General features: G+C 71.2%; 20 protein-coding genes. 19 read left to right on the top strand and 1 reads right to left on the bottom strand.

Annotated elements, in window-relative coordinates; translation table 11 throughout:
- The 19 genes from BMZ18_RS16495 to BMZ18_RS16405 all read left to right on the top strand — a co-directional run.
- On the top strand, window positions 1-558 hold a 558-nt coding region (locus BMZ18_RS16495; protein ID WP_342028311.1), incomplete at its 5' end, for a biotin/lipoyl-containing protein.
- Window position 559: 1 nt separating this feature from the next.
- Window positions 560-1147: a 16S rRNA (guanine(966)-N(2))-methyltransferase RsmD gene (gene rsmD / locus BMZ18_RS16490; RefSeq protein ID WP_068364455.1), complete on the top strand. Its 588-nt coding sequence runs from the start codon at window positions 560-562 to the stop codon at window positions 1145-1147.
- A gap of 13 nt (window positions 1148-1160) precedes the next feature.
- A complete protein-coding gene (coaD, locus tag BMZ18_RS16485) occupies window positions 1161-1643 on the top strand; it encodes a pantetheine-phosphate adenylyltransferase (protein ID WP_068100603.1) in 483 nt (160 codons plus the stop codon).
- A 140-nt stretch (window positions 1644-1783) separates the two neighbouring features.
- Window positions 1784-2557 (top strand): DivIVA domain-containing protein, encoded by a 774-nt coding sequence (locus BMZ18_RS16480; protein WP_068100606.1) that lies wholly within the window; start codon window positions 1784-1786, stop codon window positions 2555-2557.
- A 172-nt stretch (window positions 2558-2729) separates the two neighbouring features.
- Window positions 2730-3257, top strand: coding sequence for a YceD family protein (locus BMZ18_RS16475; RefSeq protein ID WP_068364461.1), 528 nt, complete (start codon window positions 2730-2732; stop codon window positions 3255-3257).
- Between the two features lie 107 nt (window positions 3258-3364).
- The gene (gene rpmF / locus BMZ18_RS16470) at window positions 3365-3547 is read left to right on the top strand and encodes a 50S ribosomal protein L32 (protein WP_068100609.1); all 183 of its coding nucleotides are present in this window, start codon (window positions 3365-3367) and stop codon (window positions 3545-3547) included.
- Window positions 3548-3560: 13 nt separating this feature from the next.
- The gene (rnc, locus tag BMZ18_RS16465; RefSeq protein WP_068364464.1) at window positions 3561-4343 is read left to right on the top strand and encodes a ribonuclease III; all 783 of its coding nucleotides are present in this window, start codon (window positions 3561-3563) and stop codon (window positions 4341-4343) included.
- Window positions 4344-4350: 7 nt separating this feature from the next.
- Window positions 4351-5235: a bifunctional DNA-formamidopyrimidine glycosylase/DNA-(apurinic or apyrimidinic site) lyase gene (gene mutM / locus BMZ18_RS16460; protein WP_068364466.1), complete on the top strand. Its 885-nt coding sequence runs from the start codon at window positions 4351-4353 to the stop codon at window positions 5233-5235.
- A gap of 52 nt (window positions 5236-5287) precedes the next feature.
- Entirely contained in the window at window positions 5288-6013 is a 726-nt protein-coding gene (locus BMZ18_RS16455) for a response regulator (RefSeq protein WP_068364469.1), read from the top strand.
- A 49-nt stretch (window positions 6014-6062) separates the two neighbouring features.
- Window positions 6063-8438, top strand: coding sequence for a lysylphosphatidylglycerol synthase transmembrane domain-containing protein (locus tag BMZ18_RS16450; protein ID WP_068364471.1), 2376 nt, complete (start codon window positions 6063-6065; stop codon window positions 8436-8438).
- A gap of 20 nt (window positions 8439-8458) precedes the next feature.
- Complete coding sequence (locus tag BMZ18_RS16445) at window positions 8459-8869, top strand: OsmC family protein (RefSeq protein WP_068364474.1); 411 nt, start codon at window positions 8459-8461, stop codon at window positions 8867-8869.
- Window positions 8866-9156: an acylphosphatase gene (locus tag BMZ18_RS16440; RefSeq protein ID WP_068364478.1), complete on the top strand. Its 291-nt coding sequence runs from the start codon at window positions 8866-8868 to the stop codon at window positions 9154-9156. Before BMZ18_RS16445 ends, BMZ18_RS16440 begins: the two co-directional genes overlap by 4 nt.
- 82 nt (window positions 9157-9238) lie before the next feature.
- The gene (gene smc / locus BMZ18_RS16435; protein WP_068364481.1) at window positions 9239-12844 is read left to right on the top strand and encodes a chromosome segregation protein SMC; all 3606 of its coding nucleotides are present in this window, start codon (window positions 9239-9241) and stop codon (window positions 12842-12844) included.
- Between the two features lie 38 nt (window positions 12845-12882).
- The gene (gene ftsY, locus BMZ18_RS16430; protein ID WP_139204005.1) at window positions 12883-14307 is read left to right on the top strand and encodes a signal recognition particle-docking protein FtsY; all 1425 of its coding nucleotides are present in this window, start codon (window positions 12883-12885) and stop codon (window positions 14305-14307) included.
- A 234-nt stretch (window positions 14308-14541) separates the two neighbouring features.
- The gene (locus tag BMZ18_RS16425) at window positions 14542-15855 is read left to right on the top strand and encodes an ammonium transporter (RefSeq protein WP_206027492.1); all 1314 of its coding nucleotides are present in this window, start codon (window positions 14542-14544) and stop codon (window positions 15853-15855) included.
- 1 nt (window position 15856) lies between these two features.
- Window positions 15857-16195: a P-II family nitrogen regulator gene (locus BMZ18_RS16420; protein WP_068100623.1), complete on the top strand. Its 339-nt coding sequence runs from the start codon at window positions 15857-15859 to the stop codon at window positions 16193-16195.
- Window positions 16196-16304: 109 nt separating this feature from the next.
- On the top strand, window positions 16305-18773 hold the full coding sequence (locus tag BMZ18_RS16415; protein WP_068364490.1) for a [protein-PII] uridylyltransferase: 2469 nt from the start codon (window positions 16305-16307) through the stop codon (window positions 18771-18773).
- A gap of 79 nt (window positions 18774-18852) precedes the next feature.
- Window positions 18853-20406 carry a signal recognition particle protein gene (gene ffh, locus BMZ18_RS16410; RefSeq protein ID WP_068364493.1) on the top strand — a complete coding sequence of 518 codons (1554 nt, stop codon included), beginning with the start codon at window positions 18853-18855 and terminating at the stop codon, window positions 20404-20406.
- A gap of 13 nt (window positions 20407-20419) precedes the next feature.
- Window positions 20420-21508, top strand: a complete 1089-nt coding sequence (locus BMZ18_RS16405; RefSeq protein WP_082834094.1) for an amidohydrolase family protein — start codon at window positions 20420-20422, stop codon at window positions 21506-21508.
- Between the two features lie 111 nt (window positions 21509-21619).
- On the opposite strand, the gene BMZ18_RS16400 is transcribed toward BMZ18_RS16405, so the two are convergent.
- Window positions 21620-22303 (bottom strand): response regulator, encoded by a 684-nt coding sequence (locus BMZ18_RS16400; RefSeq protein ID WP_139204004.1) that lies wholly within the window; start codon window positions 22301-22303, stop codon window positions 21620-21622.
- Window positions 22304-22323 lie beyond the last annotated feature (20 nt).

The following is a 22323-nucleotide window of genomic DNA, read 5'->3' as shown; positions in this document are numbered from 1 at the left end:
TCGGCCGAGCGGCGGGATCGGCTCAACCACCTGCTCTTCCCCGGCCCGGCGAAGGAGTTGGCCGAGCACCGCGAGAAGTACGGGGACACCTCCGGGTTGTCGGCCAACCAGTTCTTCTACGGGCTCCGCCAGGGCGACGAGCACCGGGTGAAGCTCGAGAAGGGGGTGGAGTTGCTGATCGGACTCGAAGCTATCAGTGAACCGGACGAGGCGGGGATGCGCACGGTGATGTGCATCCTCAACGGGCAGTTGCGTCCGGTGTCGGTGCGGGACCGGTCGATCTCGGCAGAGGCGCCCACCACGGAGAAGGCGGACAAGAGCGATCCGTCGCATCTCGCCGCGCCGTTCGCCGGGGTCGTCACCCTGGTGGCGAAGGAGGGCGACAGTGTGGCGGCGGGAGAGACCGTGGCGACGATCGAGGCGATGAAGATGGAGGCCGCGGTCACCGCACCACGGTCGGGCACCATCACTCGCATCGCCCTGTCCGGGGTGGCTCGCGTCGAAGGCGGCGACCTCATCGCCGTCATCGCCGTCGGCGACACCACCGACCCCAACTGAGGTGACCCGCATCGTCGCCGGCCACGCCCGCGGGCGCACGCTGGCGGTGCCGCCGCGCGGTACTCGGCCCACGGCGGACCGGGTGCGCGAGGCGCTTTTCAGCGCTCTCGAGGCGCGCATGGATCTCGACGGCGCCGCCGTGCTCGACCTCTACGCGGGGTCGGGCGCGGTGGGCCTCGAATCGCTCTCGCGCGGAGCCGCGCACGTGCTCCTGGTGGAGAACGACGCCCGCGCGGCGCGGGTGATCGCACGCAACGTGACCACCGTCGGGCTGCCGGGCGCCGTCGTCCGCACGGCGACGGTGGCCGGGACGGTGTCGGCGCCGCCCGATCGCGAGTACGACCTGGTCTTCGCGGACCCGCCCTACGCCGTCTCCGACGCGGAGGTGGGCACGGCTCTGCGGCGCCTGGTCGACGGCGGATGGCTCGCCGACGACGCCCTCGTGGTGGTCGAGCGGTCGAGCAGATCCCCGGACACCGCGTGGCCGAGCGGGCTGTCCGCGGTGAAGTCCTGGACTTACGGTGAAGCACGCGTGGACCTGGCGCGTCGAGAGGTGGAGCGTCGCGAGGTGGAGCAGAGCGCCGACTGATACCTTCGCCGCTGTGACCCGCGTCGTGTGCCCCGGCTCGTTCGATCCTGTCCATCTCGGTCATCTCGACGTGATTGCCCGCGCGGCAACGCAATTCGACGAGGTCGTGGTGACCGTGGTGGTCAACCCGAACAAGAGTGGACTGTTCACGATCGACGAGCGCGTCGAGATGATCGACGCCTGCACCACCCACCTCGCCGGCGTGCGCGTGGACGTGTGGGAGGGGCTGCTGGTCGACTACGCGGCGCAACACGGTGCCACCGCGATGATCAAGGGCCTGCGCAACGCGGCCGACTTCGACTACGAGGTGCAGATGGCGCAGATGAACCGCCGCCTCACCGGCGTGGACACCGTCTTCCTCGGCACCGACCCGGTGCACAGCTGCCTGTCCAGCTCCCTCATCAAGGAAATTGCACGACTCGGCGGCGACGTCACGTCCATGGTGCCCTCCGTCGTGCACGAGCGGCTGCTCACCCGCCTGGCCGAGCGGGCCTGACCCCCCGACACACCGCCGCAGATGGCGCGTCCGCCGACGACCATCGCGCACACTGGGTGAGCAGGCCGGTCGATGGTGGTCCCGTGGAGGACCGCCGCGACGCTGACCGGCCACCGACGACGAAGTGAGGTCCAGGAACCGTGTACCGGGTATTCGAGGCGCTCGACGAGCTCGTGGCGATCGTCGAGGAAGCGCGGGGCGTTCCGATGACCGCCGGCTGCGTCGTGCCGCGCGGCGACGTCCTCGAACTGCTCGACGACGTGCGGGACGCGATCCCGGGTGAGCTCGACGACGCGCAGGACGTGCTGGACCACCGCGACAAGCTGGTGTCGGACGCGCGGACCGGTGCGGAGAAGACGATCTCGTCGGCCAACGCCGAGGCGACGTCGACGGTCGAGAACGCGCGCGAGGAGGCCGATCGGCTGCTCGCCGACGCCAAGGCGCACGCCGATCGCATGGTCGCCGAGGCCACCGCGCACGCCGAGTCCCTCGTCGCCGACGCGACCGCGCGAGCCGATGCGACCGTCGCCGACGGCGAGCGGGAGTACGAGGACCTGGTCGAACGCGCGCGGGCCGAGGCCCAGCGGCTCACCGACAGTGGCAACGCCGCGTACGAGCGGTCCGTCGCCGACGGTGTCGCGGAACAGGAACGCCTGGTGTCGCAGACCGAGGTGGTGACGGCGGCCCACGCCGAATCCGCTCGCGTCATCGACGCCGCGCACGCCGAGTCCGACCGCCTGCGCAGCGAATGCGACCTCTACGTCGACAGCAAGCTCGCCGAGTTCGAGGAATTGCTGTCCGGCACGCTCCGTTCGGTGGGACGGGGACGGCAGCAGTTGCGGACCGGAACCGGCGTGCCGAACTACGACGCCGACTTCTCCGCCCCGCGCGGCGAGTCGCGTTCCCGCTACTGAGTCGACGAGGCCCTCTCCGACGCGACCGAAGTTGAACGGGGCGGTTCGCTCCCGTACCGTGGAGTGGTTGCCCGCACCGCCCGTGCGGCAGGCTCCTGTACTTCTGTTCTCGAAAGGTCGTTCGTTGTCTTCCGCCGCTCGTTCCCGTTCCACTGGCCCCGTCTCGGAGCTGGTGGTGGACACCCGTCGTCTCGGACGGCGTGGTGGATCGATGATGCCGGTGCAACGTACGGTGCCCGCTCCGTCGCGGATCGGGCTCGACCTGATCGCGGTGCCGGAGGGGGCGGACCTCGACCTCGATCTGCGGCTGGAGTCCGTCACCGAGGGTGTGTTGGTCAGCGGCACCGTCGATGCCGACACCGTGGGCGAGTGCTCCCGTTGCCTGGAGCCGTTCACCTCGCACGTCCAGCTCCACCTGACCGAGCTGTTCGCGTATCCCGACAGCGTGACCGACGAGACGACGGACGCGGACGACGTCTACCGGGTCGAGGACGACGCGGCCGATCTCGAGCCGCTGATCGTCGACGTGGCGGGTCTCACGTTGCCGCTCCGGCCGCTGTGCAGCGAGGACTGCCAGGGGCTGTGCCCGGAATGCGGCATCCGCCTGTCGATTGCGGAACCCGGGCATGCGCATGAGACAATTGATCCTCGCTGGGCCGGTCTGGCAGCCAAGCTGCAGGATCAGAGCTCCGATACCTAGGTCCGCAGGCGTTTTGCGCGCCCGTGCGACCAGCACCGACAAGCAGTGCTCCCGACAGGGCAGCACGTCCGACAACGCAGTAAGACCGAGTACGAGGAGAAGTAGAAGTGGCTGTCCCGAAGCGCAAGATGTCGCGGTCCAACACCCGTTCGCGACGCAGCCAGTGGAAGACCACTGCACCCACGCTGATCTCGTGCCCCAACCGCGGCTGCGGCGAGAAGACCCTGCCCCACACGGTGTGCCCGAACTGCGGCACCTACAAGGGTCGCCAGGTCTCCGCGGCTGTCTGATCGAGCATCGATCGTGACCGACCAGATCACGACGCCGTCGCCCGAGAGCGGTGAGAGCGAGCACGCATCGCTTCTCGCCGCTCTCGGCGTTTCGGTGCACCCCGAACTTCTCGAACTGGCGCTGACCCACCGTTCGTACGCGTACGAGCACGGGGGTCTGCCCACCAACGAGCGCCTCGAATTCCTCGGTGACTCGGTGCTGGGGCTGTCGATCACCGAGAAGCTGTACACCACGCACCCGGACAAGTCCGAGGGCGAGCTGGCCAAGATCCGCGCCAGCGTGGTCAACATGCACGCCCTCGCCGAGGTCGCCCGCGGGCTCGGCGACGGCGGCCTCGGTGCGCACCTGCGCCTGGGCAAGGGCGAGGAGATGACGGGCGGACGGGACAAGCCGTCCATTCTGGCCGACGGGATGGAATCCCTGCTCGGTGCGATCCACGTCCAGCACGGCATCGACACGGCACGCGAGGTGGTCCTGCGCCTGTTCGAGGACCTGCTCGAGCGTGGTCCACGTCTGGGTGCCGGACTCGACTGGAAGACCAGCCTGCAGGAACTCACCGCGGTGAAGGGTCTGGGTGTGCCGGTCTACGAGATCTCCGCGACCGGGCCGGACCACGACAAGGAGTTCACCGCCACGGTTCTCGTCGGCGGCACCCCCTTCGGTACCGGTGTCGGCCGGACCAAGAAGGAAGCCGAGCAACGCGCTGCCGGCACCGCGTGGAACGACCTGTCCGACGGGGCCGCGGCGGTGCCCGCGGGCGGCGTCGGTACCGCGCCGACCGCCCCCGGGATCTGACCCGCCGGTGCCCGAGCTGCCCGAGGTCGAGGTCGTACGGCGTGGTCTGGACGATCACGTCGTCGGTTCCGTGTTGCACCGCGTCGAGGTGCTTCATCCGCGCGCGGCGCGGCGGCACGAGCTCGGCAGCCTGGACCTCGAGGCCCGGCTCGCCGGAACCGAGGTGCGCGCGGTCGATCGGCGCGGCAAGTATCTCTGGCTGGTGGTCGCGCCCCCCGGCGGCGACCTCGCGCGCGCCGACGCCATCGTGGTCCACCTCGGTATGAGCGGGCAGATGCTCGTGCAGCCCACCAGCGCGCCCGCCGAGAAGCACCTGCGCATCCGCGTCGACCTCGGCGACGACCGCGAACTGCGCTTCGTCGATCAACGGACCTTCGGTGGGTGGGCCGTGGCGGATCTGGTCGATTCCGGCGGCACCCCGGTGCCCGCGCCGGTCGCGCACATCGCGCGCGATCCGCTGGATCCGCTGTTCGACGTCGAGCAGGTGGTGGCGACGATGCGCGGCAAGCACACCGAGATCAAACGTGCCCTGCTCGACCAGACCGTCGTCTCGGGCGTCGGCAACATCTACGCCGACGAGTCGTTGTGGCGCAGCAAGATCCACGGTGCCCGTCTGACCGATTCGCTCACCCGGCCGGCCCTGCGGCGGGTGCTGCACCACGCCCACGCCGTGATGGGGGAGGCCCTGGCCCAGGGCGGAACGTCGTTCGATGCGCTCTACGTCAACGTCAACGGTCAGTCCGGGTACTTCGATCGGTCCCTCGCGGCCTACGGGCAGGAGGGCCTGCCGTGCCCGCGTTGCGGCGCACCCATCCGGCGGGAAAAGTTCATGAACCGCTCGTCGTTCAGCTGTCCCGGGTGTCAGCCGCGTCCGCGGGTGCGACGCGCGTAAGGAACGCGCAAACGAGTCCGGTTCCCGTCCCCGGTTCGGCCATGATGGACCCGTGACCTCGGGACAGTCCTCCGCGGCCGGCGACGCGCCGCCGCGTACGCGCGTGCTCGTGGTCGACGACGAGCCGGGGCTGGTGCGGGCGCTGCGCATCAACCTCGGTGTCCGTGGGTACGACGTCACGACGGCGACCACGGGCGCCGGAGCGTTGCGTGCGGCGGCGGACACCAAGCCGGACGTGGTGGTGCTCGATCTCGGACTGCCGGACCTGGACGGGCTCGAGGTGCTCGCCGGACTGCGGGGGTGGACGACGGTGCCGGTCGTGGTGCTCTCGGCGCGGACCGATTCGGCGGACAAGGTCGACGCCCTGGACGCCGGCGCGGACGACTACGTGACCAAGCCGTTCGGCATGGACGAGTTCCTCGCGCGCCTGCGGGCGGCGGTCCGTCGCGGGGCGGTCGGCGCGTCGGGGGATGCGGAGCCGGTGGTGGAGACCGACTCGTTCACCGTCGACCTCACGGCGAAGACGGTCACCAGGGACGGCGCGGCAGTGCACCTCACGCCGACGGAGTGGGGGATGCTCGAGATGCTCGTGCGGCACCGTGGACGACTGGTGAGCCAGAAGGAGGTGCTCCGGCAGGTGTGGGGGCCGGCGTACGAGTCGGAAACGCACTATCTCCGTGTCTATCTCGGCCAACTCCGTCGCAAGCTCGAAGCGGATCCGTCGCATCCCCGGCACCTGCTCACCGAGGCCGGGATGGGCTACCGGTTCCAGGTCTGACCTGCCTGCCTGCGGCTTCGAGGCGCTCGCCCGGGTTAGGTTGACCAGCGTGTTGGTCGACGGACGCCAGATCCCGGTGCACGGGAACGTGTTGCAACCGTTGACCCGTCGTACGAGCGACATCCTGCGGGTCGTCGCGTCCGCCGTGTTCCTCGGCCTCGTGATCGTGGGGTCGGTGATCACGCGCAGCCAGTGGATGGCCCTCGAGCGGTCGATCTCCGACATCGTCGGCGTTCTCACCCCGAGCCAGTCCAACGCCGTCTACCTCGTCTACAGCATCGCCATTCTCGCGTTGCCGTTCACGGTGCTCGCCGGCCTGGTCGCGGCACGGCGGTGGCGTCTGCTCGGTGGGTACCTCGCCGCGGCGGCGCTCGCGGCGCTGTCGCTCTCGATCAGCCCCAGTGGCATTTCCGCGCCCGGCTGGCACATCGACGAATCCACCCGGCTGGACACTCTCGCCTCCCAGGTTCTCGACGACCCGCGATGGATTGCCATCGTGGCCGCCGTGCTCACCGTGTCGGGGCCCGGCCTGCCGGCTCGGTGGCGTCGGGCCTGGTGGTTCCTGCTCCTCGCGTTCGTCCCGATCCACCTCGTGGTCAGCACCGTGGTTCCCGCCCGGTCGCTGATCGGCCTCTCGGTCGGTTGGCTCGCCGGGTCACTGGTGGTGTGGGTGGTGGGGACCCCGGCCCTCGAGGTGCCGCTCGACCGTGCGGTCCGCGAACTGGAACGCCGCGGCGTGTCGGTCTCCGCGCTGACCGTCCTGCGCCCCGCCGGCCTGGGTCCGCTGCTGCTGTCCGCGGACACGGGCGCCGCCGGCCCGGGCGCCGTGGTCGAACTCTTCGGCCCCAACCAGCGCAGCCGGGGCGCGCTCCGGTACGCCCGACGCATCGTGACCCTTCGGCCCAACGAGAACGCTCCGCTGCACGCCTCGCAGCGCCGCGCGGTGGAACACCGCGCGCTCATGGGCATCGCCGTCGACGCGCTCGGTGTGTCCGCCATCACCCCCACCGCGGTGGCGGACCTGGGCCGCGGCTGGGTCCTCTACGCCCACAGCGTGGCCCGCGGTCGTCCACTCGAACCGGGACGCGACCGAGACGTCGTCGCGTTGTGGCGGACCCTCGGCGTCCTTCGTGCCCGGCAGATCGCCCACGGCTCGCTGCGCGCGTCCGACGTCCGGATCGACGTCGACGGCACCGCGCTGCTGGACGGGTTCGGCACCGCCGAGCTGGGCGCGTCCCCGGCGCGACTGCGCTCCGATGCCGCGCAGTTGCTTCTGACCTCGGCGGCCCTGGTCGGCCCGGACGCCGCCGTCGACGCCGCCCTGGACAGGTTGGGCCCGACGGACGTGGTGGGGGCGTCGCGCCGCCTGACCCCGTCGGCGATACCCCGCCTCGTCCGGGACGAGGTCCCGGACGCCAAGGCCCTCATGACCGCCACCCGCGACACGGTGGCCGCGCGGACCGGCATCGGCACCATCACCGCCGAGCAGGTCACCCGGTTCTCCCGTAACCAGATCATCCAGCTGGTCCTGCTCATCGCGCTCGTCTACGTGGCGTATCCGTTCGTCGGGCAGTTGCCGACCTTCGCGACGGAACTGCGGTCGATCGACTGGGGTTGGGCCGCACTGGGACTCGTGATCTCCGGCGCGACGTACTTCGGAGCCGCGGCCGCTCTGTGGGCGTGTGCGAGCGGGCTCGTGAGCTACTGGCACACGACGGTCATGCAGGTGGCCAACACGTTCGCCGCGACCACGACCCCGGCAGGCGTCGGCGGGCTCGCCCTCTCGGTGCGGTTCCTGCAGAAGGGCGGCGTGTCGGTGGCGCGGTCCACCGCGGCGGTCGCGCTACAGCAGCTGGTGCAGGTCATCGCCCACGTCACGCTGCTCGTTGCGTTCTCCGTGGCGGCGGGCCAGACGGCCGACATCACGCGCTTCGTTCCCGGCGCGACCATCCTCTATCTCGTGGCCGGCGTCGCGTTCGGCGCGCTCGGCGCCTTCCTGTTCGTCCCCACGCTCCGGCGATTCCTCCGGACGGCGGTACGGCCGCAACTGGCCGAGGTGTGGGCGGATCTGCGGGAGCTGGCGCGCAGCCCCGGCCGATTCGCCCTCATCGTCGCCGGCTGCGCGGCCACGACGCTCGGTGCCGCCGCGGCGCTCTGGGTGAGTGTGCAGGCCTTCGGCGGCGGCACCACCTTCGTCACCGTCACGGTGGTCACGATGATCGGCGGAACCCTGGCCTCGGCCGCACCCACGCCGGGCGGCGTCGGTGCGGTGGAGGCGGCGCTGATCGGCGGCCTCGCCGCCTTCGGACTCCCCGCGGCGGTGGCCGTGCCGTCGGTTCTGCTCTACCGGGTGCTCACGTGCTGGATCCCGGTATTCCTCGGCTGGCCGATCATGCGGTGGATGACCCGACGCGAGCTGATCTGACCACCCCCTACGATCGGGCCATGGCTGAACTCTGGGTCGAGCGCACCGGCACCCGCCGCTACACGGGCAAGAGCGACCGCGGGGCGGAGGTGCTGATCGGGTCCGAGGACGTCCCCGGCGTCTTCACCCCCGGCGAGCTGCTGAAGATCGCGCTCGCCGCATGCACCGGGATGAGTTCGGATCGGCCCCTCGCGCGTCGACTCGGCGAGAACTACGACGCGACCGTGCGCGTCTCGGGTGCCGCGGACCGGGAGAACGAGGTCTACCCGCGGCTCGAGGAGATCCTCGAGGTCGATCTCAGCGAGCTGGACGCCGAGGCGCAGGAGCGGTTGCTCACCGTGGTCACCAAGGCCGTCGACAAGGTCTGCACCGTCGGACGCACCCTGAAGGCCGGCACCGAGATCGACCTCACGGTGGCGGTCGACGGATGAGCAGCCCGTCGGCGGAGGACCAGCGTCTCGACGCCTGGGTGCACGGCACCGTCCAGGGCGTCGGCTTCAGGTGGTGGACCCGCTCCCAGGCGCTCGAACTCGGCCTGGTCGGCTCGGCCACCAACACCGCCGACGGCCGGGTGCACGTGGTCGCGGAGGGGCCGAGCGATCGACTCGACGCGCTGCTCGCCGCGCTGCGGTCCGACGCGACGCCCGGTTCGGTGACCACCGTGGTGGACAGCCGCGGTCCCGCGCGGGGCGGCCTGTCGGGCTTCGTCGAGCGGTAGGCTGCTCAGCCGTGCCTCCGACCGAATCCGCGTACCCGACGCGCGTGCGCGCTGCCGTACGGGACACGGGGCCGAGGCAGCCGTGCACCTGAAGAGTCTCACGCTCAAGGGCTTCAAGTCCTTCGCGTCCGCGACCACCCTGCGCTTCGAGCCGGGCATCACCTGCGTCGTCGGGCCCAACGGTTCCGGCAAGTCCAACGTGGTCGACGCCCTCACCTGGGTGATGGGTGAGCAGGGCGCCAAGGCCCTGCGCGGCGGGAAGATGGAGGACGTCATCTTCGCCGGCACGTCCGGCCGGGCGGCCTTGGGGCGTGCCGAGGTGACGCTGACCATCGACAACGCCGACGGTGCGTTGCCGATCGACTACTCCGAGGTCTCCATCACGCGGCGAATGTTCCGCGACGGGGCCGGGGAGTACGAGATCAACGGATCTTCCTGCCGCTTGATGGACGTCCAGGAGCTGCTCAGCGACTCCGGCATCGGCCGTGAGATGCACGTCATCGTCGGCCAGGGCCGTCTCGCCGCCATTCTCGAGTCGCGGCCGGAAGACCGCCGTGCCTTCATCGAGGAGGCCGCCGGTGTCCTCAAACACCGCAAGCGCAAGGAGAAGGCGCTTCGCAAGCTGGATGCGATGCAGGCCAACCTCGCTCGGCTGACCGACCTCACCACCGAACTGCGTCGCCAGCTCAAGCCGCTCGGTCGGCAGGCCGAGGTCGCGCGCCGGGCGCAGACCGTGCAGGCCGATCTGCGCGACGCCCGCCTCCGTCTCGCGGCGGACGATCTGGTGACCCGGCGTCGGGAACTGGCGGAACAGACCCGCGACGAGGACCGCATCCGCACCGAGCAGGCCGCCGTCGCCGACGCGCTCGCCGAGGGCGAGGCGGTCCTCGCGCGAGCGGAAGCCGAACTGGCCCAGCTCACCCCCAGTGCCGAGGCGGCCGCAGCCGGGTGGTTCGAGCTCTCCGCGCTGGCGGAACGGGTGAGCGCCACGGTGCGCATCGCCACCGAGCGGGCGCGCCATCTCGACGGCGCGGCGGACGATCGCGGCGGGCCCGATCCCGACGAACTCGACGAGCGCGCCGAGGAGATGGCGGAGGAAGAGGAGCGGCTCGCGGAGGCCGTCGAGATCGCGCGCGAGGCGCTCGACGCCGCCCGGGACGCGTTGTCCGAGCGTGAGGCCGCCGCCGCCGACGCCGACCGTGCGCACGCCGCCGCGGTGCGGGCCGTCGCCGACCGCCGCGAAGGGTTGGCGCGCTTGGCCGGCCGCCTCGACGGTCTGCGGGCGCGGGTCGAGTCCCACGACGCCGAGCTGACCCGACTCTCGGCCGCCATCGAGGAGGCGACGTCGCGCGGAGACGAGGCCCGCACGGAATTCGAGACCGTGCAGGACCGCGTCGGCGAGCTCGATGCCGGCGAAGCCGGGCTGGACCTGCAGCACGAGCGTGCCGTCGACGCCGCGGCGCGCGCCGACGCGCGCGTGGCCGAACTGCAGGCGCAGGAGCGGGAGGCCGCGCACCGCGTCGCGTCGCTGCGCGCCCGCATCGAGGCCCTCGAGACCACGCTCGACCGCGGCGACGGGGGCGCATGGCTGGCCGACCGAGGCCTGGCGGACGGCGGACGGCTCGGCGACCATCTCACCGTCGCGGCCGGGTACGAGGTGGCCGTGGCCGCCGCGCTCGGTGCCGGCGCGGACGCCGTCGTGGTCTCGTCCGGCGACCGCGCCCACGAAGCGCTGCGGGTCCTGCGCGACGACGACGGGGGCCGCGCGGCCATCGTCCACCGCACCGCGTCGTCGACCGACGGTTCCGGGGCGGGACGCGACGGGCAGGACGACGGGACCGTGCCGGGGGTGTCGGCACTGTCCGTCGTGACCGCCGGCGACGCGGTCCGCGGGGCCGTCGCGTCGCTGCTCGCGGACGTCCGCATCGTCGAGACGGCAGCCGAGGCGGCCGCCGTCGTCGACACCGATCCCCGCGCCCGCGCCGTCACCCGGCGGGGCGACCTGCTCGGCCACGGGTGGGTCACCGGCGGCTCCGATCGCCGGCCGAGTTCCCTCGAGGTCCAGGCCACCATCGACGAGTCCACGGCCGAGCTGGCCGAGTACGAGCGCCGGGTCGGGGAAGCACTGGCGGCGTTGTCCGGCGCGCTCGCCGAACAGGCGGACCGCCGGGAGGTCGCCGAGCAGGCACTCGCCGCCCTCACCGAGTCCGACGCGGCCATGTCCGCCGTCTACGAGCAGCTCGGCCGGCTCGGTCAGGTCGCCCGGGTGGCGCAGCAGGACGTTGATCGCCTCCGCGAGCAGCGTCGGCGGGTGGAGGAGCAGCGCGACGAGGCCGCGGCCGCGCTCGCCGAGCACGAGGAACGGGTGCGGCTCGCCGAGGACGACGCCGCCGGTGACGGGGACGACGGGGACGCCGGGGAGGAGTGGGCCCTCGCCCGCGAGGAGGCAGCCGCCGCCGTCACCGAGGTGCGCGCGGTGGAGGTCGAGGCACGACTGGCCCTGCGGACGGCGGAGGAACGCGCCGCGTCCGTGCGGGGCCGGGCGGAGGGCCTGCGTCGTCAGGCGCGGATCGAGCGCGAGGCCCGCGCCCGCGCCGAGGTCGCCCGGGCGCGGCGGGCCCGCTCGGCCGCCGTCGCCGCCGCGGTGGCGGAGTCCGGTGCCGCCCTCACGGAGCGGCTCGAACTCGTCGTCGCCGATGCTGCCGCCACCCGCGACGAGCTGACGCGTCGCCGCACCGACCGCGCGGCCGAGGTCGAGCGCACCCGCGAGCAGGTCCGCGCCCTGGCGGCCCGGGTCGCGGAGCTGACCGACGCGGCGCATCGGGACGAGGTGGCCAAGGCGCAGGCCGTGCTGCGGATCGAGCAGCTCGAACAGGGCGTCGTCGAGCAGTTCGCCATCGCTCCCGACGACCTGATCGCCGAGTACGGGCCCGACGTCACCCTGCCGCCCACCGACCTCGAACTCGCCGAGTACGAGCAGGCGAAGGAACGGGGAGAGCAGGTGACCCGTCCGGCGCCCCTGCCGTTCGATCGCGCCGAGCAGGAACGCCGCGTCAAGCGGGCCGAGCGGGATCTGGCGACCCTGGGCAAGGTGAACCCGTTGGCGCTCGAGGAGTTCGCCGCGCTCGAGGAGCGCTACAACTTTCTCTCCACTCAGCTCGAGGACGTCAAGAGTGCGCGGAAGGACCTCCTGGGGGTCGTCGCGGACGTGGACGCACGGATCCTGCAGGTGTTCACCGACGCCTACGCCGACGTCGAGCGGGAGTTCGTCGGAGTGTTCGCCACGCTGTTCCCCGGCGGCGAGGGACGGTTGGTGCTGACCGACCCGTCGGACATGCTCACCACCGGCATCGAGGTCGAGGCCCGGCCGCCGGGCAAGAAGGTCAAGCGGCTCTCGCTGCTCTCCGGCGGGGAGAAGTCGCTGACGGCGGTGGCGATGCTCGTCGCGATCTTCCGGGCTCGCCCGTCCCCGTTCTACGTGATGGACGAGGTGGAGGCGGCGCTCGACGACACCAACCTCCGACGCCTGATCTCCCTCTTCGAGCAGCTGCGGGAGAAATCGCAGCTGATCGTCATCACGCACCAGAAGCCGACCATGGAGGTCGCGGACGCGCTGTACGGGGTGAGCATGCGCGGCGACGGCATCACCACGGTCATCTCGCAACGTCTGCCCCGCGCCGCCGGCTGACACCCTGAGACACCTCGGGGCGCGGCCGTCCTGAGACACTGGTGGACGTGACCACCGAACTCTGGATCGTCGTAGCCGCTGTCCTGGCACTTCTCGTCGTCGTGCTCGTCGTCGGGTCGGTGTTGGCGCGCCGTCGACGGATCTCGCTCCGCGGTGACACCGAGGAGAAGCCGCGGGAGGTCGACCGTTCCGGCGGGTACAAGGCGAGTACGGGCTTCGACTTCTCCCGCGGCACGGCGGCTCCTCCCGAGCCGGTGCGTCGGGAACCCGCTCGGCCGGACCTTCCGGGGGAGCGCACCGACACCGACGACCAGCCGCGGGTGGGCGACGACGCCAGCGTGCCGCGCGACGCGCCGAAGCGCGGGATCACCGACGTCACGTTGCCCGAACCCGCCGCGGCGCCCGAGGCTCCGGCCGCACCCGAGGCTCCGGCTGCACCCGAGGCCCCCGCCGCACCCGAGGCACCCGAGGCCCCCGCTGCACCCGAGGCTCCCGCTGCACCGGCGCCGGCGCCCGAGGCCGCACCGGTGCTCGACGACATCGATCCCACCGAGGGGCGGCTGCACCGGCTGCGGGGCCGACTCTCGCGCTCGCAGAACGCCGTCGGCCGCTCGCTCCTGGGCCTGCTCGGTGGCGGCGACCTCGACGAGGATTCCTGGGAGGAGGTCGAGGACACGCTTCTGGTCGCGGACCTCGGCAGCGCGGCGACCGGCGAGATCGTCGCCACCCTGCGCGAGCAGATGGCCGTGCGCAACGTCCGGACCGAGAGCGAGGCCCGCGCCCTGCTGCGCGAGGTGTTGATCGATCAGCTCACGCCGTCGTTCGATCGCTCGATCCGCGCGCTCCCGCACGGTGATCGACCGTCGGTGCTCCTGGTCGTCGGTGTCAACGGAACGGGAAAGACCACCACGACGGGCAAGCTCGCCCGCGTCCTGGTCGCCGACGGCCGACGCGTGATCCTGGGTGCGGCCGACACCTTCCGCGCCGCCGCCGCGGACCAGTTGCAGACGTGGGCGGAGCGCGTCGGCGCCGACGTGGTCCGGGGCAAGGAGGGGGCGGATCCCGCTGCGGTGGCGTTCGATGCTGTCAGTCGCGGCATTGCCGACGGAGTCGACTGCGTGCTGGTCGACACGGCGGGTCGCCTGCACACCAAGACCGGCCTGATGGACGAACTCGGCAAGGTCAAGCGGGTCATCGAGAAGAGGGCCCCGGTGGACGACGTGCTGCTGGTCCTCGACGCGACGATCGGTCAGAACGGCCTGGCGCAGGCCCGCGTGTTCGCGCAGGTGGTCGACATCACCGGTGTGGTCCTGACCAAGCTCGACGGAACAGCGAAGGGCGGCATCGTCTTCCAGGTGCAGCGCGAGCTCGGCGTACCGGTGAAACTGGTCGGGCTGGGGGAGGGCGCGGACGACCTCGCACCCTTCGATCCGGCCGCGTTCGTGGACGCTCTGCTGGGCTGATCGGCGTGCGTTCGGCCCGGGGTCCGGCCCGGGACGCCGTCGCGCAACACGTTCGCAACATGATCGGTCGCGGCGTTCACACGGCCGAAACCCCGTGGTGTCGCCGCGGAAACAGCCACTGAGCACTCTTCTCTCCAGGTATTCAGCCACCGTCGGCTGGGCCGAGGTACAAGGAGGAGGCTCGAGGTGGATTTCCCCGTAATCGGTGCACCCGACACCGGTGACACAGCATGGATGCTGACCAGCGCAGCATTCGTGTTGCTCATGGTCCCGGGACTGGCGTTCTTCTACGGCGGCATGGTCCGCGCGAAGAGCGTCCTGAACATGATCATGATGAGCGTGTCCGCGATGGGTGTCGTGGGCGTGCTGTGGGTGCTGTACGGCTATTCGATGGTCTTCGGCGAGGACAAGGCCGGCATCGTCGGTGATCCCCTGCAGTTCTTCGGCCTGAAGGGCCTGATCGGCGGCACCTACCTGGCCGGCGAGGACGAGGCCGGCGCCCTGGTGGACGCGGCGATCCCGCTGGTGGGCACCATCCCCGCCACGGTGTTCGTCTCCTTCCAGGCCATGTTCGCCATCCTCACGGTGGCCCTGATCTCCGGTGCGGTCGCCGACCGTCTGCGCTTCGGACCGTGGATGCTCTTCGCCGCACTCTGGGCGACCCTGGTCTACTTCCCCGTGGCGCACTGGGTGTTCTCCTTCGACGAGGTCACCACGCAGACGGGCGGCTGGATCGCCAACAAGGTCGAGGCCATCGACTTCGCCGGTGGTACCGCGGTCCACATCAACGCCGGTGCGGCCGGTCTGGTGCTCGCTCTGATCCTCGGCAAGCGCAAGGGATGGCCGAAGACGCCGTTCCGCCCGCACAACCTCCCCTTCGTCATGCTCGGCGCGGGCCTGCTGTGGTTCGGCTGGTTCGGCTTCAACGCCGGCTCCGCCGTCGGCTCCAACGGCATCGCGGGTGCCACGTTCGTCACCACCATCGCCGCCACCGCGGCCGCGATGCTCGCCTGGCTGCTCACCGAGCGCATCCGCGACGGTCACGCCACCTCCCTCGGCGGCGCGTCGGGCATCGTCGCCGGCCTGGTGGCCATCACCCCCGCCTGCAGCTCGGTCAACATCCTCGGCGCGCTGGTCATCGGCGTGGTCTCCGGTGTGCTCTGCGCCCTCGCGGTCGGCCTGAAGTTCCGCTTCGGCTACGACGACTCGCTCGACGTCGTGGGCGTCCACCTGGTCGGTGGTCTGGTCGGCACCATCCTGGTCGGCTTCGTCGCCACCGAGGAGGCCCCGGCCGGTGTCGCCGGACTGTTCTACGGCGGCGGCGCGTCGCAGCTGTGGGCTCAGCTCATCGGTGCGGGCGCGGTCCTGCTCTACTCTCTGGTGGGAACAGCCATCGTGGCGCTCATCGTCAAGTACACCGTGGGCCTGCGCATCGACGACGAGGGCGAGTCCCTCGGCGCCGATGAATCCGAACACGCCGAGACGGGCTACGACTTCGCAGCCCTCGGCGGATCTTCCATGGGCCGCGTGCCCGCCAAGGAGGCGTGAGATGAAGTTGATCACCGCAATCGTCAAGCCGTTCACCCTCGAGGACGTCAAGACGGGTCTCGAGCAGGCCGGGATCCTCGGCATGACCGTCAGCGAGGTCCAGGGGTACGGCCGGCAGAAGGGCCACACCGAGGTCTACCGCGGTGCGGAGTACTCGGTGGACTTCGTGCCGAAGGTGCGCGTGGAGGTCGTCGTCGACGACGCGGCCGTGGACAAGGTGGTCGAGGTGATCGTCGAGGCGGCACGCACCGGCAAGATCGGTGACGGCAAGGTCTGGGTCTCGCCGGTCGAGGCCGTGGTCCGGGTACGGACGGGGGAGCGCGGCACCGACGCGCTCTGACCCCGTATCCCGCTGGGACCGGCCGTGATTCCACCCGAGAAACGTGGTGGGGTCACGGCCGGTCCCGTCGGAGCGTCAGCGATATCCGCCGGACCCGAGAGGACACGAGATGGCTACGGAACGAGCAAGCGGCACGACCGCCGGTGCGACCGATCTGGTGCGGGCGCGGGCCAAGCTCCTGGAGGGCCGCGGGCGCGCCCGACTGGCCGCCCCGGCGCTGCGCGAGGCGTTGACGGACCTCTTCGAATTGTGGCTCACCACCACCGCTTCGGAGGTGGGCATCACCCCGGACAGTGGGTTCGCGGTGCTCGCGGTGGGGGGACTCGCCCGGCGGGAGATGTTGCCGTTCTCCGACCTCGACCTGGTGCTCCTGCACGACGACATGGAACCGGCCCTGGTTTCGGACGTCGCGGACAAGCTCTGGTATCCCCTGTGGGACGCCCACATCGGGCTCGACCACAGTGTGCGGACCCCCGGTCAGGCGCTGGACGTGGCGGCGTCCGATCTCACCGCGGCGCTCGGTCTGCTGGACGCGCGACACATCGTCGGCGACAAGGAACTCAGCGCCGCCGTCGTCTCGGGCATCGTTCGCCAGTGGCGCAGCGGAATACGTGACCGGTTCCCCGAGCTGTCGGAGGCGACCCGCGCCCGGTGGAACCGCAGCGGCGACATCGCCCATCGCGCCGAGCCCGACCTCAAGAGCGGTCGCGGTGGCCTGCGCGATGTCCAACTGCTCGACGCCCTCTCGCTCGCCCAGGTGACCGACGCGATGCCCGGACTGGGTCCCGACTCTCCGAGTGGCGGTGTGCAGGAAGCACATCGGCGGATTCTCGACGTGCGCACCGAACTCCACCGGGTCGCCGGGCGGGGCCGCGATCATCTGCGCGCACAGGACGCCGACGAGATCGCGGCCGCCCTGCGGCTCGGTGATCGCTTCGATCTGGCCCGGGTGCTCACCGATTCGGCGCGCACCATCGGCTACTCCGTCGACGTGGGTCTGCGGACGGCGGCCAATGCGCTTCCGCGCCGGGGACTCTCGCGACTGCGCCTGGTGCCGGTGCGGCGACCGCTCGACGAGGGTGTCGTGGAACATGCCGGAGAGGTGGTCCTCGCCCGCGACGCCCGGCCGACCAAGGACCCGGGTCTGATCATGCGGGTCGCAGCGGCGGCCGCGGTGACGGGACTGCCGATGTCCGCCTCGACCCTGCGCCGACTCTCCGACAGCGCACCGGAACTCCGGGAACCGTGGCCGAAGGAAGCGCTGGACGATCTGCTGGTCGTTCTCGGGTCCGGTCGTCGCGCCGTCGCGGTGATCGAGGCCCTCGACCGCACCGGACTGTGGGGCCGCCTGATGCCGGAATGGGGTGCGGTGCGCGATCTTCCGCCCCGCGACGCCGTGCACACCTGGACCGTCGACCGGCATCTGGTGGAGACCGCCGCCGTCGCCTCGGGTCTGACCACCCGGGTCGCACGGCCGGATCTGCTGGTGCTCGGGGCGTTGCTGCACGACATCGGCAAGGGCCGCGGCGGCGACCACAGCGTGGTGGGGGCGGACATCGCCGCGCAGATCGGCCGGCGACTCGGACTGTGGCCGTCGGACCTCGCGGTCGTGGTGGCGATGGTGCGTCATCATCTGCTGCTGCCGGACACCGCGACGCGGCGCGACCTGGACGATCCCGCCACCGTGGAACGCGTCGTCGACACCCTCGGCGGCGATGCCCGGTTGCTGGAGTTGCTCCACGCCCTCGCCGAAGCCGACTCGATCGCGACCGGTCCCGGCGTCTGGGGCGAGTGGAAGGCGTCGCTCATCGGGGATCTCGTGCACCGATGCCGACTGGTCGTGGCGGGGGAGACCCTGCCCGAGCCCGATCCGGTGGACCCGGCGTTGCTGGCACGCGCCGACGAGGGCGTCGTGGTCGATCTGACGCCGACCGACGCGCCGCACACGTTCGACGTGACGGTCGTGGCGCCGGACCGTCGCGGACTGCTGTCCAACGCGGCCGGGGTGCTCGCGCTGGCGTCGCTGCGGGTGCTGTCCGCCTCGGTGACGAGCGCGCGGGGTCATGCGGTGAACCGATTCGTCGTCAGCCCGGCCTTCGGTGGCCCGCCGGAACCGGGGCTGCTCCGTCAGGAGTTGATCCGCTCACTCGACGGCGACCTGCCCCTGCTCGAGCGGCTCGAGGCCAAGGAGGCGGAGGCCCGATCGGCGTCGACACCGGGGTTGCTGCCCGACCCGGCGGACTCCATGCGCGCGGTCGGGGGTCTTCCCCTGCACGCCCAGGCGCCGCCGCGCATCCTGTGGTTCGACGGGGAGGACCCCGCGCAGGCGGTGGTCGAGGTCCGCGCGGAGGACCGTCCCGGCCTGCTGTGTCGGTTGGCCGCGGTGTTCGAGACGCACGGCACCGACGTCCTGTGGGCCAAGGTGGCCACGCGAGGCACGTCGGTGATCGACGCCTTCGGGATAGATCTGTCCGGGGGAGGCGAGCCCACCTCGGTCCTGCGCGGCGAGATCGAACGCAGCCTGCTCGCGGTGGTTCCCGCCCCCGCTCCGCCTGCCGAGGACGACGAGCGGCCCTAGCACCTGGTCGCCACGGTCGTCGGCTGCGACCGTTAGGCTGGGTGAGCACGTCGTCCGCGGAAATTCAGGAGCGTCATCGGTGTTCGAATCACTGTCCGACAGATTGACCGGGAGCCTCAAGGATCTGCGAGGCAAGGGTCGGCTGTCGGCGTCCGACATCGACGCGGTGTGCCGTGAGATCCGGTTGGCGCTGCTCGACGCCGACGTCGCCCTGCCCGTGGTCCGCGCGTTCATCGCCCGGATCAAGGAGCGTGCGAAGGGCGCGGAGGTCTCCGCCGCGCTCAACCCTGCCCAGCAGGTGGTCAAGATCGTCAACGACGAGCTGGTCGGCATTCTGGGCGGCGAGACCCGGCGACTGACGTTCGCGAAGAACCCGCCGACGGTGATCATGCTGGCCGGCCTGCAGGGTTCCGGTAAGACCACCCTGGCGGGCAAGCTCGCGCGGTGGCTGAAGACGCAGAACCACACCCCGCTGCTCGTGGCGTGCGACCTCCAGCGCCCCGGGGCGGTCTCGCAGCTGCAGATCGTCGGAGAGCGGGCCGGTGCGGCGGTGTTCGCTCCGCATCCGGGCACCTCGATCGGCGGCGGTGAGAACGCGCTCGGCGTGTCCGCGGCCGACCCGGTGGAGGTCGCCCGCGCCGGTGTCGCCGAGGCCCGCGCCAAGCAGCACGACGTCGTCATCATCGACACCGCGGGCCGCCTGGGCATCGATGCGGAACTGATGGGCCAGGCCGCGGGCATCCGCGACGCGACCGAGCCGGACGAGGTGCTGTTCGTCCTCGACGCGATGATCGGTCAGGACGCCGTCAGCACCGCCGAGGCGTTCCAGGACGGAGTCGGGTTCACCGGTGTCGTGCTGACCAAGCTCGACGGCGACGCCCGCGGCGGCGCGGCCCTGTCCGTCCGCGAGGTCACGGGCCGACCGATCATGTTCGCCTCCACCGGCGAGAAGCTCGAGGACTTCGACGTCTTCCATCCGGACCGGATGGCCAGTCGCATCCTCGGGATGGGCGACCTCCTCAGTCTCATCGAGCAGGCCGAGACGGTCTTCGACGCGAAGCAGGCCGAGGACACCGCGGCGAAGATCGGTTCGGGTCAGCTGACCCTCGAGGACTTCCTCGAGCAGATGATGGCGATCCGCAAGATGGGCCCGATCGGCAACCTGCTCGGCATGCTCCCCGGCGCGGGCCAGATGAAGGACGCACTGGCGTCCGTCGACGACAAGCAACTCGACCGTGTTCAGGCCATCATTCGCGGCATGACCCCGGCCGAGCGCGCGGATCCCAAGATCATCAACGCGTCTCGACGTCTGCGCATCGCGAACGGTTCCGGCGTCAAGGTGTCCGACGTCAATCAGCTGGTCGATCGTTTCTTCGAGGCCCGCAAGATGATGGCGTCGATGGCGGGCCGCATGGGCATGCCGGGGGCGCGCAAGCAGGTCCAGCGGTCCAAGAAGGGGAAGAAGGGCAAGAAGGGTGGTCGCGGGCCCACGCCACCGAAGGTGCGGGGTGGGTTCCCCGGTGGCCTGCCCGCCGGGATGCCCGACCTGTCCTCGATGCCCAAGGGGCTCGACCAGTTGCCGCCGGGGCTCGAAGGTTTCGATCTCTCCCAGCTGAAGCTGCCGAAGAAGTAGACGGCGCGTGCGGATCGGTCCGAACCTCCACCTGCGCGGCGTCCTGCTGGGCGGGGACGGCGAATCGACCGACCCGGTGGACGTGTGGGTGCGGGACGGACTGATCTCTCTGGATCCGGTTCCCGGTGCCGTCACGATCGCCGACGGTGGATGGATCCTGCCCGGACTGGTCGACGCGCACTGTCACGTCGGCATCCGGTACGGCGGCGGACACGAGGACGAGGCGGGCACGATCGCGCAGGCCACCCGCGAGCGCGAGGTGGGTGCGCTGCTCCTTCGTGACGCCGGGTCGCCCGTGGACACCCGCGCACTCGACGATCACGACGACCTGCCGCGGATCATCCGGGCCGGTCGGCACATCGCGAGGCCGAAGCGCTACATCCCCGGTCTTCCCGTCGATCTCGAGGACGAGTCGCAGTTGCCGGAGGCGGTGGCGCAGCAGGCGCGGTTCGGGGACGGGTGGGTCAAGCTCGTGGGCGACTGGATCGACCGCGGGGTCGGGGATCTCGCCCCCTTGTGGAGCGACGACGTCCTGCGTGACGCGATCGACGCGGCACACCGCGAGGGCGCGCGCGTGACCGCGCACGTCTTCGGCGAGGACGCCCTGCCGGGATTGATCGCCGCGGGAATCGACTGCATCGAGCACGGCACCGGGCTGACCGACGACACCGTCGAGATGATGGTCGAGCACGGCACGGCACTGGTGCCCACATTGATCAACATCGAGACGTTCCCGTCCATCGCCGACAGTGCGGGCAAGTACCCGGTCTACGCGAAGCACATGCGGGACCTGCACGCCCGGGTGGCCGACACCGTGGGACGCGCGCACGACGCGGGCGTGCCGATCTACGCCGGAACCGACGCCGGGGGCGGCATCGAACACGGTCGGGTGGCGGACGAGGTGGCCGCGCTCGTCGGGGTCGGGATGACGCCGACGGAGGCGCTCGGCGCCGCGAGCTGGGCTGCGCGGCGGTGGCTGGGTCACGCCGGCATCGACCACGGCGCGCCCGCGGATCTCGTGTTCCACACCGAGGATCCGCGGCTCGGTCCCGAGGTCCTGTCGGCGCCGGACGTGGTGGTCCTCCGCGGTCGCGTGTGGTGATCGCCGGTGGCGGGCGTGTCACCGGCCGGAGCGATAGCTGTCTCGATTGCTATCGGCCGGAGCGACAGCTGTCTCGATTGCTATCGGCCCGAGCGATAGCTGTCTCGATTGCTATCGGCCGGAGCGATAGCGGCGCTCGGGCCGCCCGGCCCGGCCGTACTGCAGGCGCACCGAGACGGCGCCGGTGGCCAGATAGTGCTCGAGGTACCGCCGCGCGCTGACCCGTGAGATACCCACGGCCTCGGCGCATTCGGAGGCCGACAGTTCCGCCCCGGTGGCGACGGCGTCCAGCACCAACCGCCCCGTCTCCGCCGACAGCCCCTTCGGTAGTGGAAGCGGTCGCGCCTCCGGGCGAGCGTCGGCCGCCGAACTGCCGCCGAAGAGCGAATCGACCAGGTTCTGGTCCGCCGCACCGGATTCCAGGGCCTCGGTGCGCGCCCGGAAGGACTCCAACTTGTCGCGAAGCTGGGGGTACTCGAACGGCTTGATGAGGTAGTCCGCCGCCCCGCCGCTCAGAGCGTCGGCCACCGTGTCGAGTTCGCGGGCGGCCGTGATCATGATGACGCCCACCGGGTTCTTCTCGGCCCGCAGACGCCGGAGGACGTCGAGACCGGACGTGTCGGGCAGATGGACGTCGAGCAGGATGAGGTCCGGACCCAGTTCCGCCACGGCGGTGAACGCCGCCGCGGCGGTGTGGGCGATTCCGACGGCGGTGAATCCGTCGGTGTGGTCGACGAATCGACGATGGATGTCGGCGACCATGAAGTCGTCGTCGACCACGAGAACGGTCGGCACGGTGGGTCCTCTCTGCTCGA

This window comes from Rhodococcoides kroppenstedtii (assembly GCF_900111805.1).
GTDB lineage: Bacteria > Actinomycetota > Actinomycetes > Mycobacteriales > Mycobacteriaceae > Rhodococcoides > Rhodococcoides kroppenstedtii.
Note: the sequence above shows the minus strand (reverse complement) of the source record. Positions and strands in the feature narration are given on the sequence as shown.

Excerpts from the sequence above, each read along its gene's own strand:
- BMZ18_RS16445 (WP_068364474.1), top strand. The coding sequence starts at position 8,459 with ATGGCTGAACTCTGGGTCGAGCGCACCGGCACCCGCCGCTACACGGGC.
- BMZ18_RS16440 (WP_068364478.1), top strand. The coding sequence starts at position 8,866 with ATGAGCAGCCCGTCGGCGGAGGACCAGCGTCTCGACGCCTGGGTGCAC.
- BMZ18_RS16425 (WP_206027492.1), top strand. The coding sequence starts at position 14,542 with ATGCTGACCAGCGCAGCATTCGTGTTGCTCATGGTCCCGGGACTGGCG.
- BMZ18_RS16420 (WP_068100623.1), top strand. The coding sequence starts at position 15,857 with ATGAAGTTGATCACCGCAATCGTCAAGCCGTTCACCCTCGAGGACGTC.
- BMZ18_RS16415 (WP_068364490.1), top strand. The coding sequence starts at position 16,305 with ATGGCTACGGAACGAGCAAGCGGCACGACCGCCGGTGCGACCGATCTG.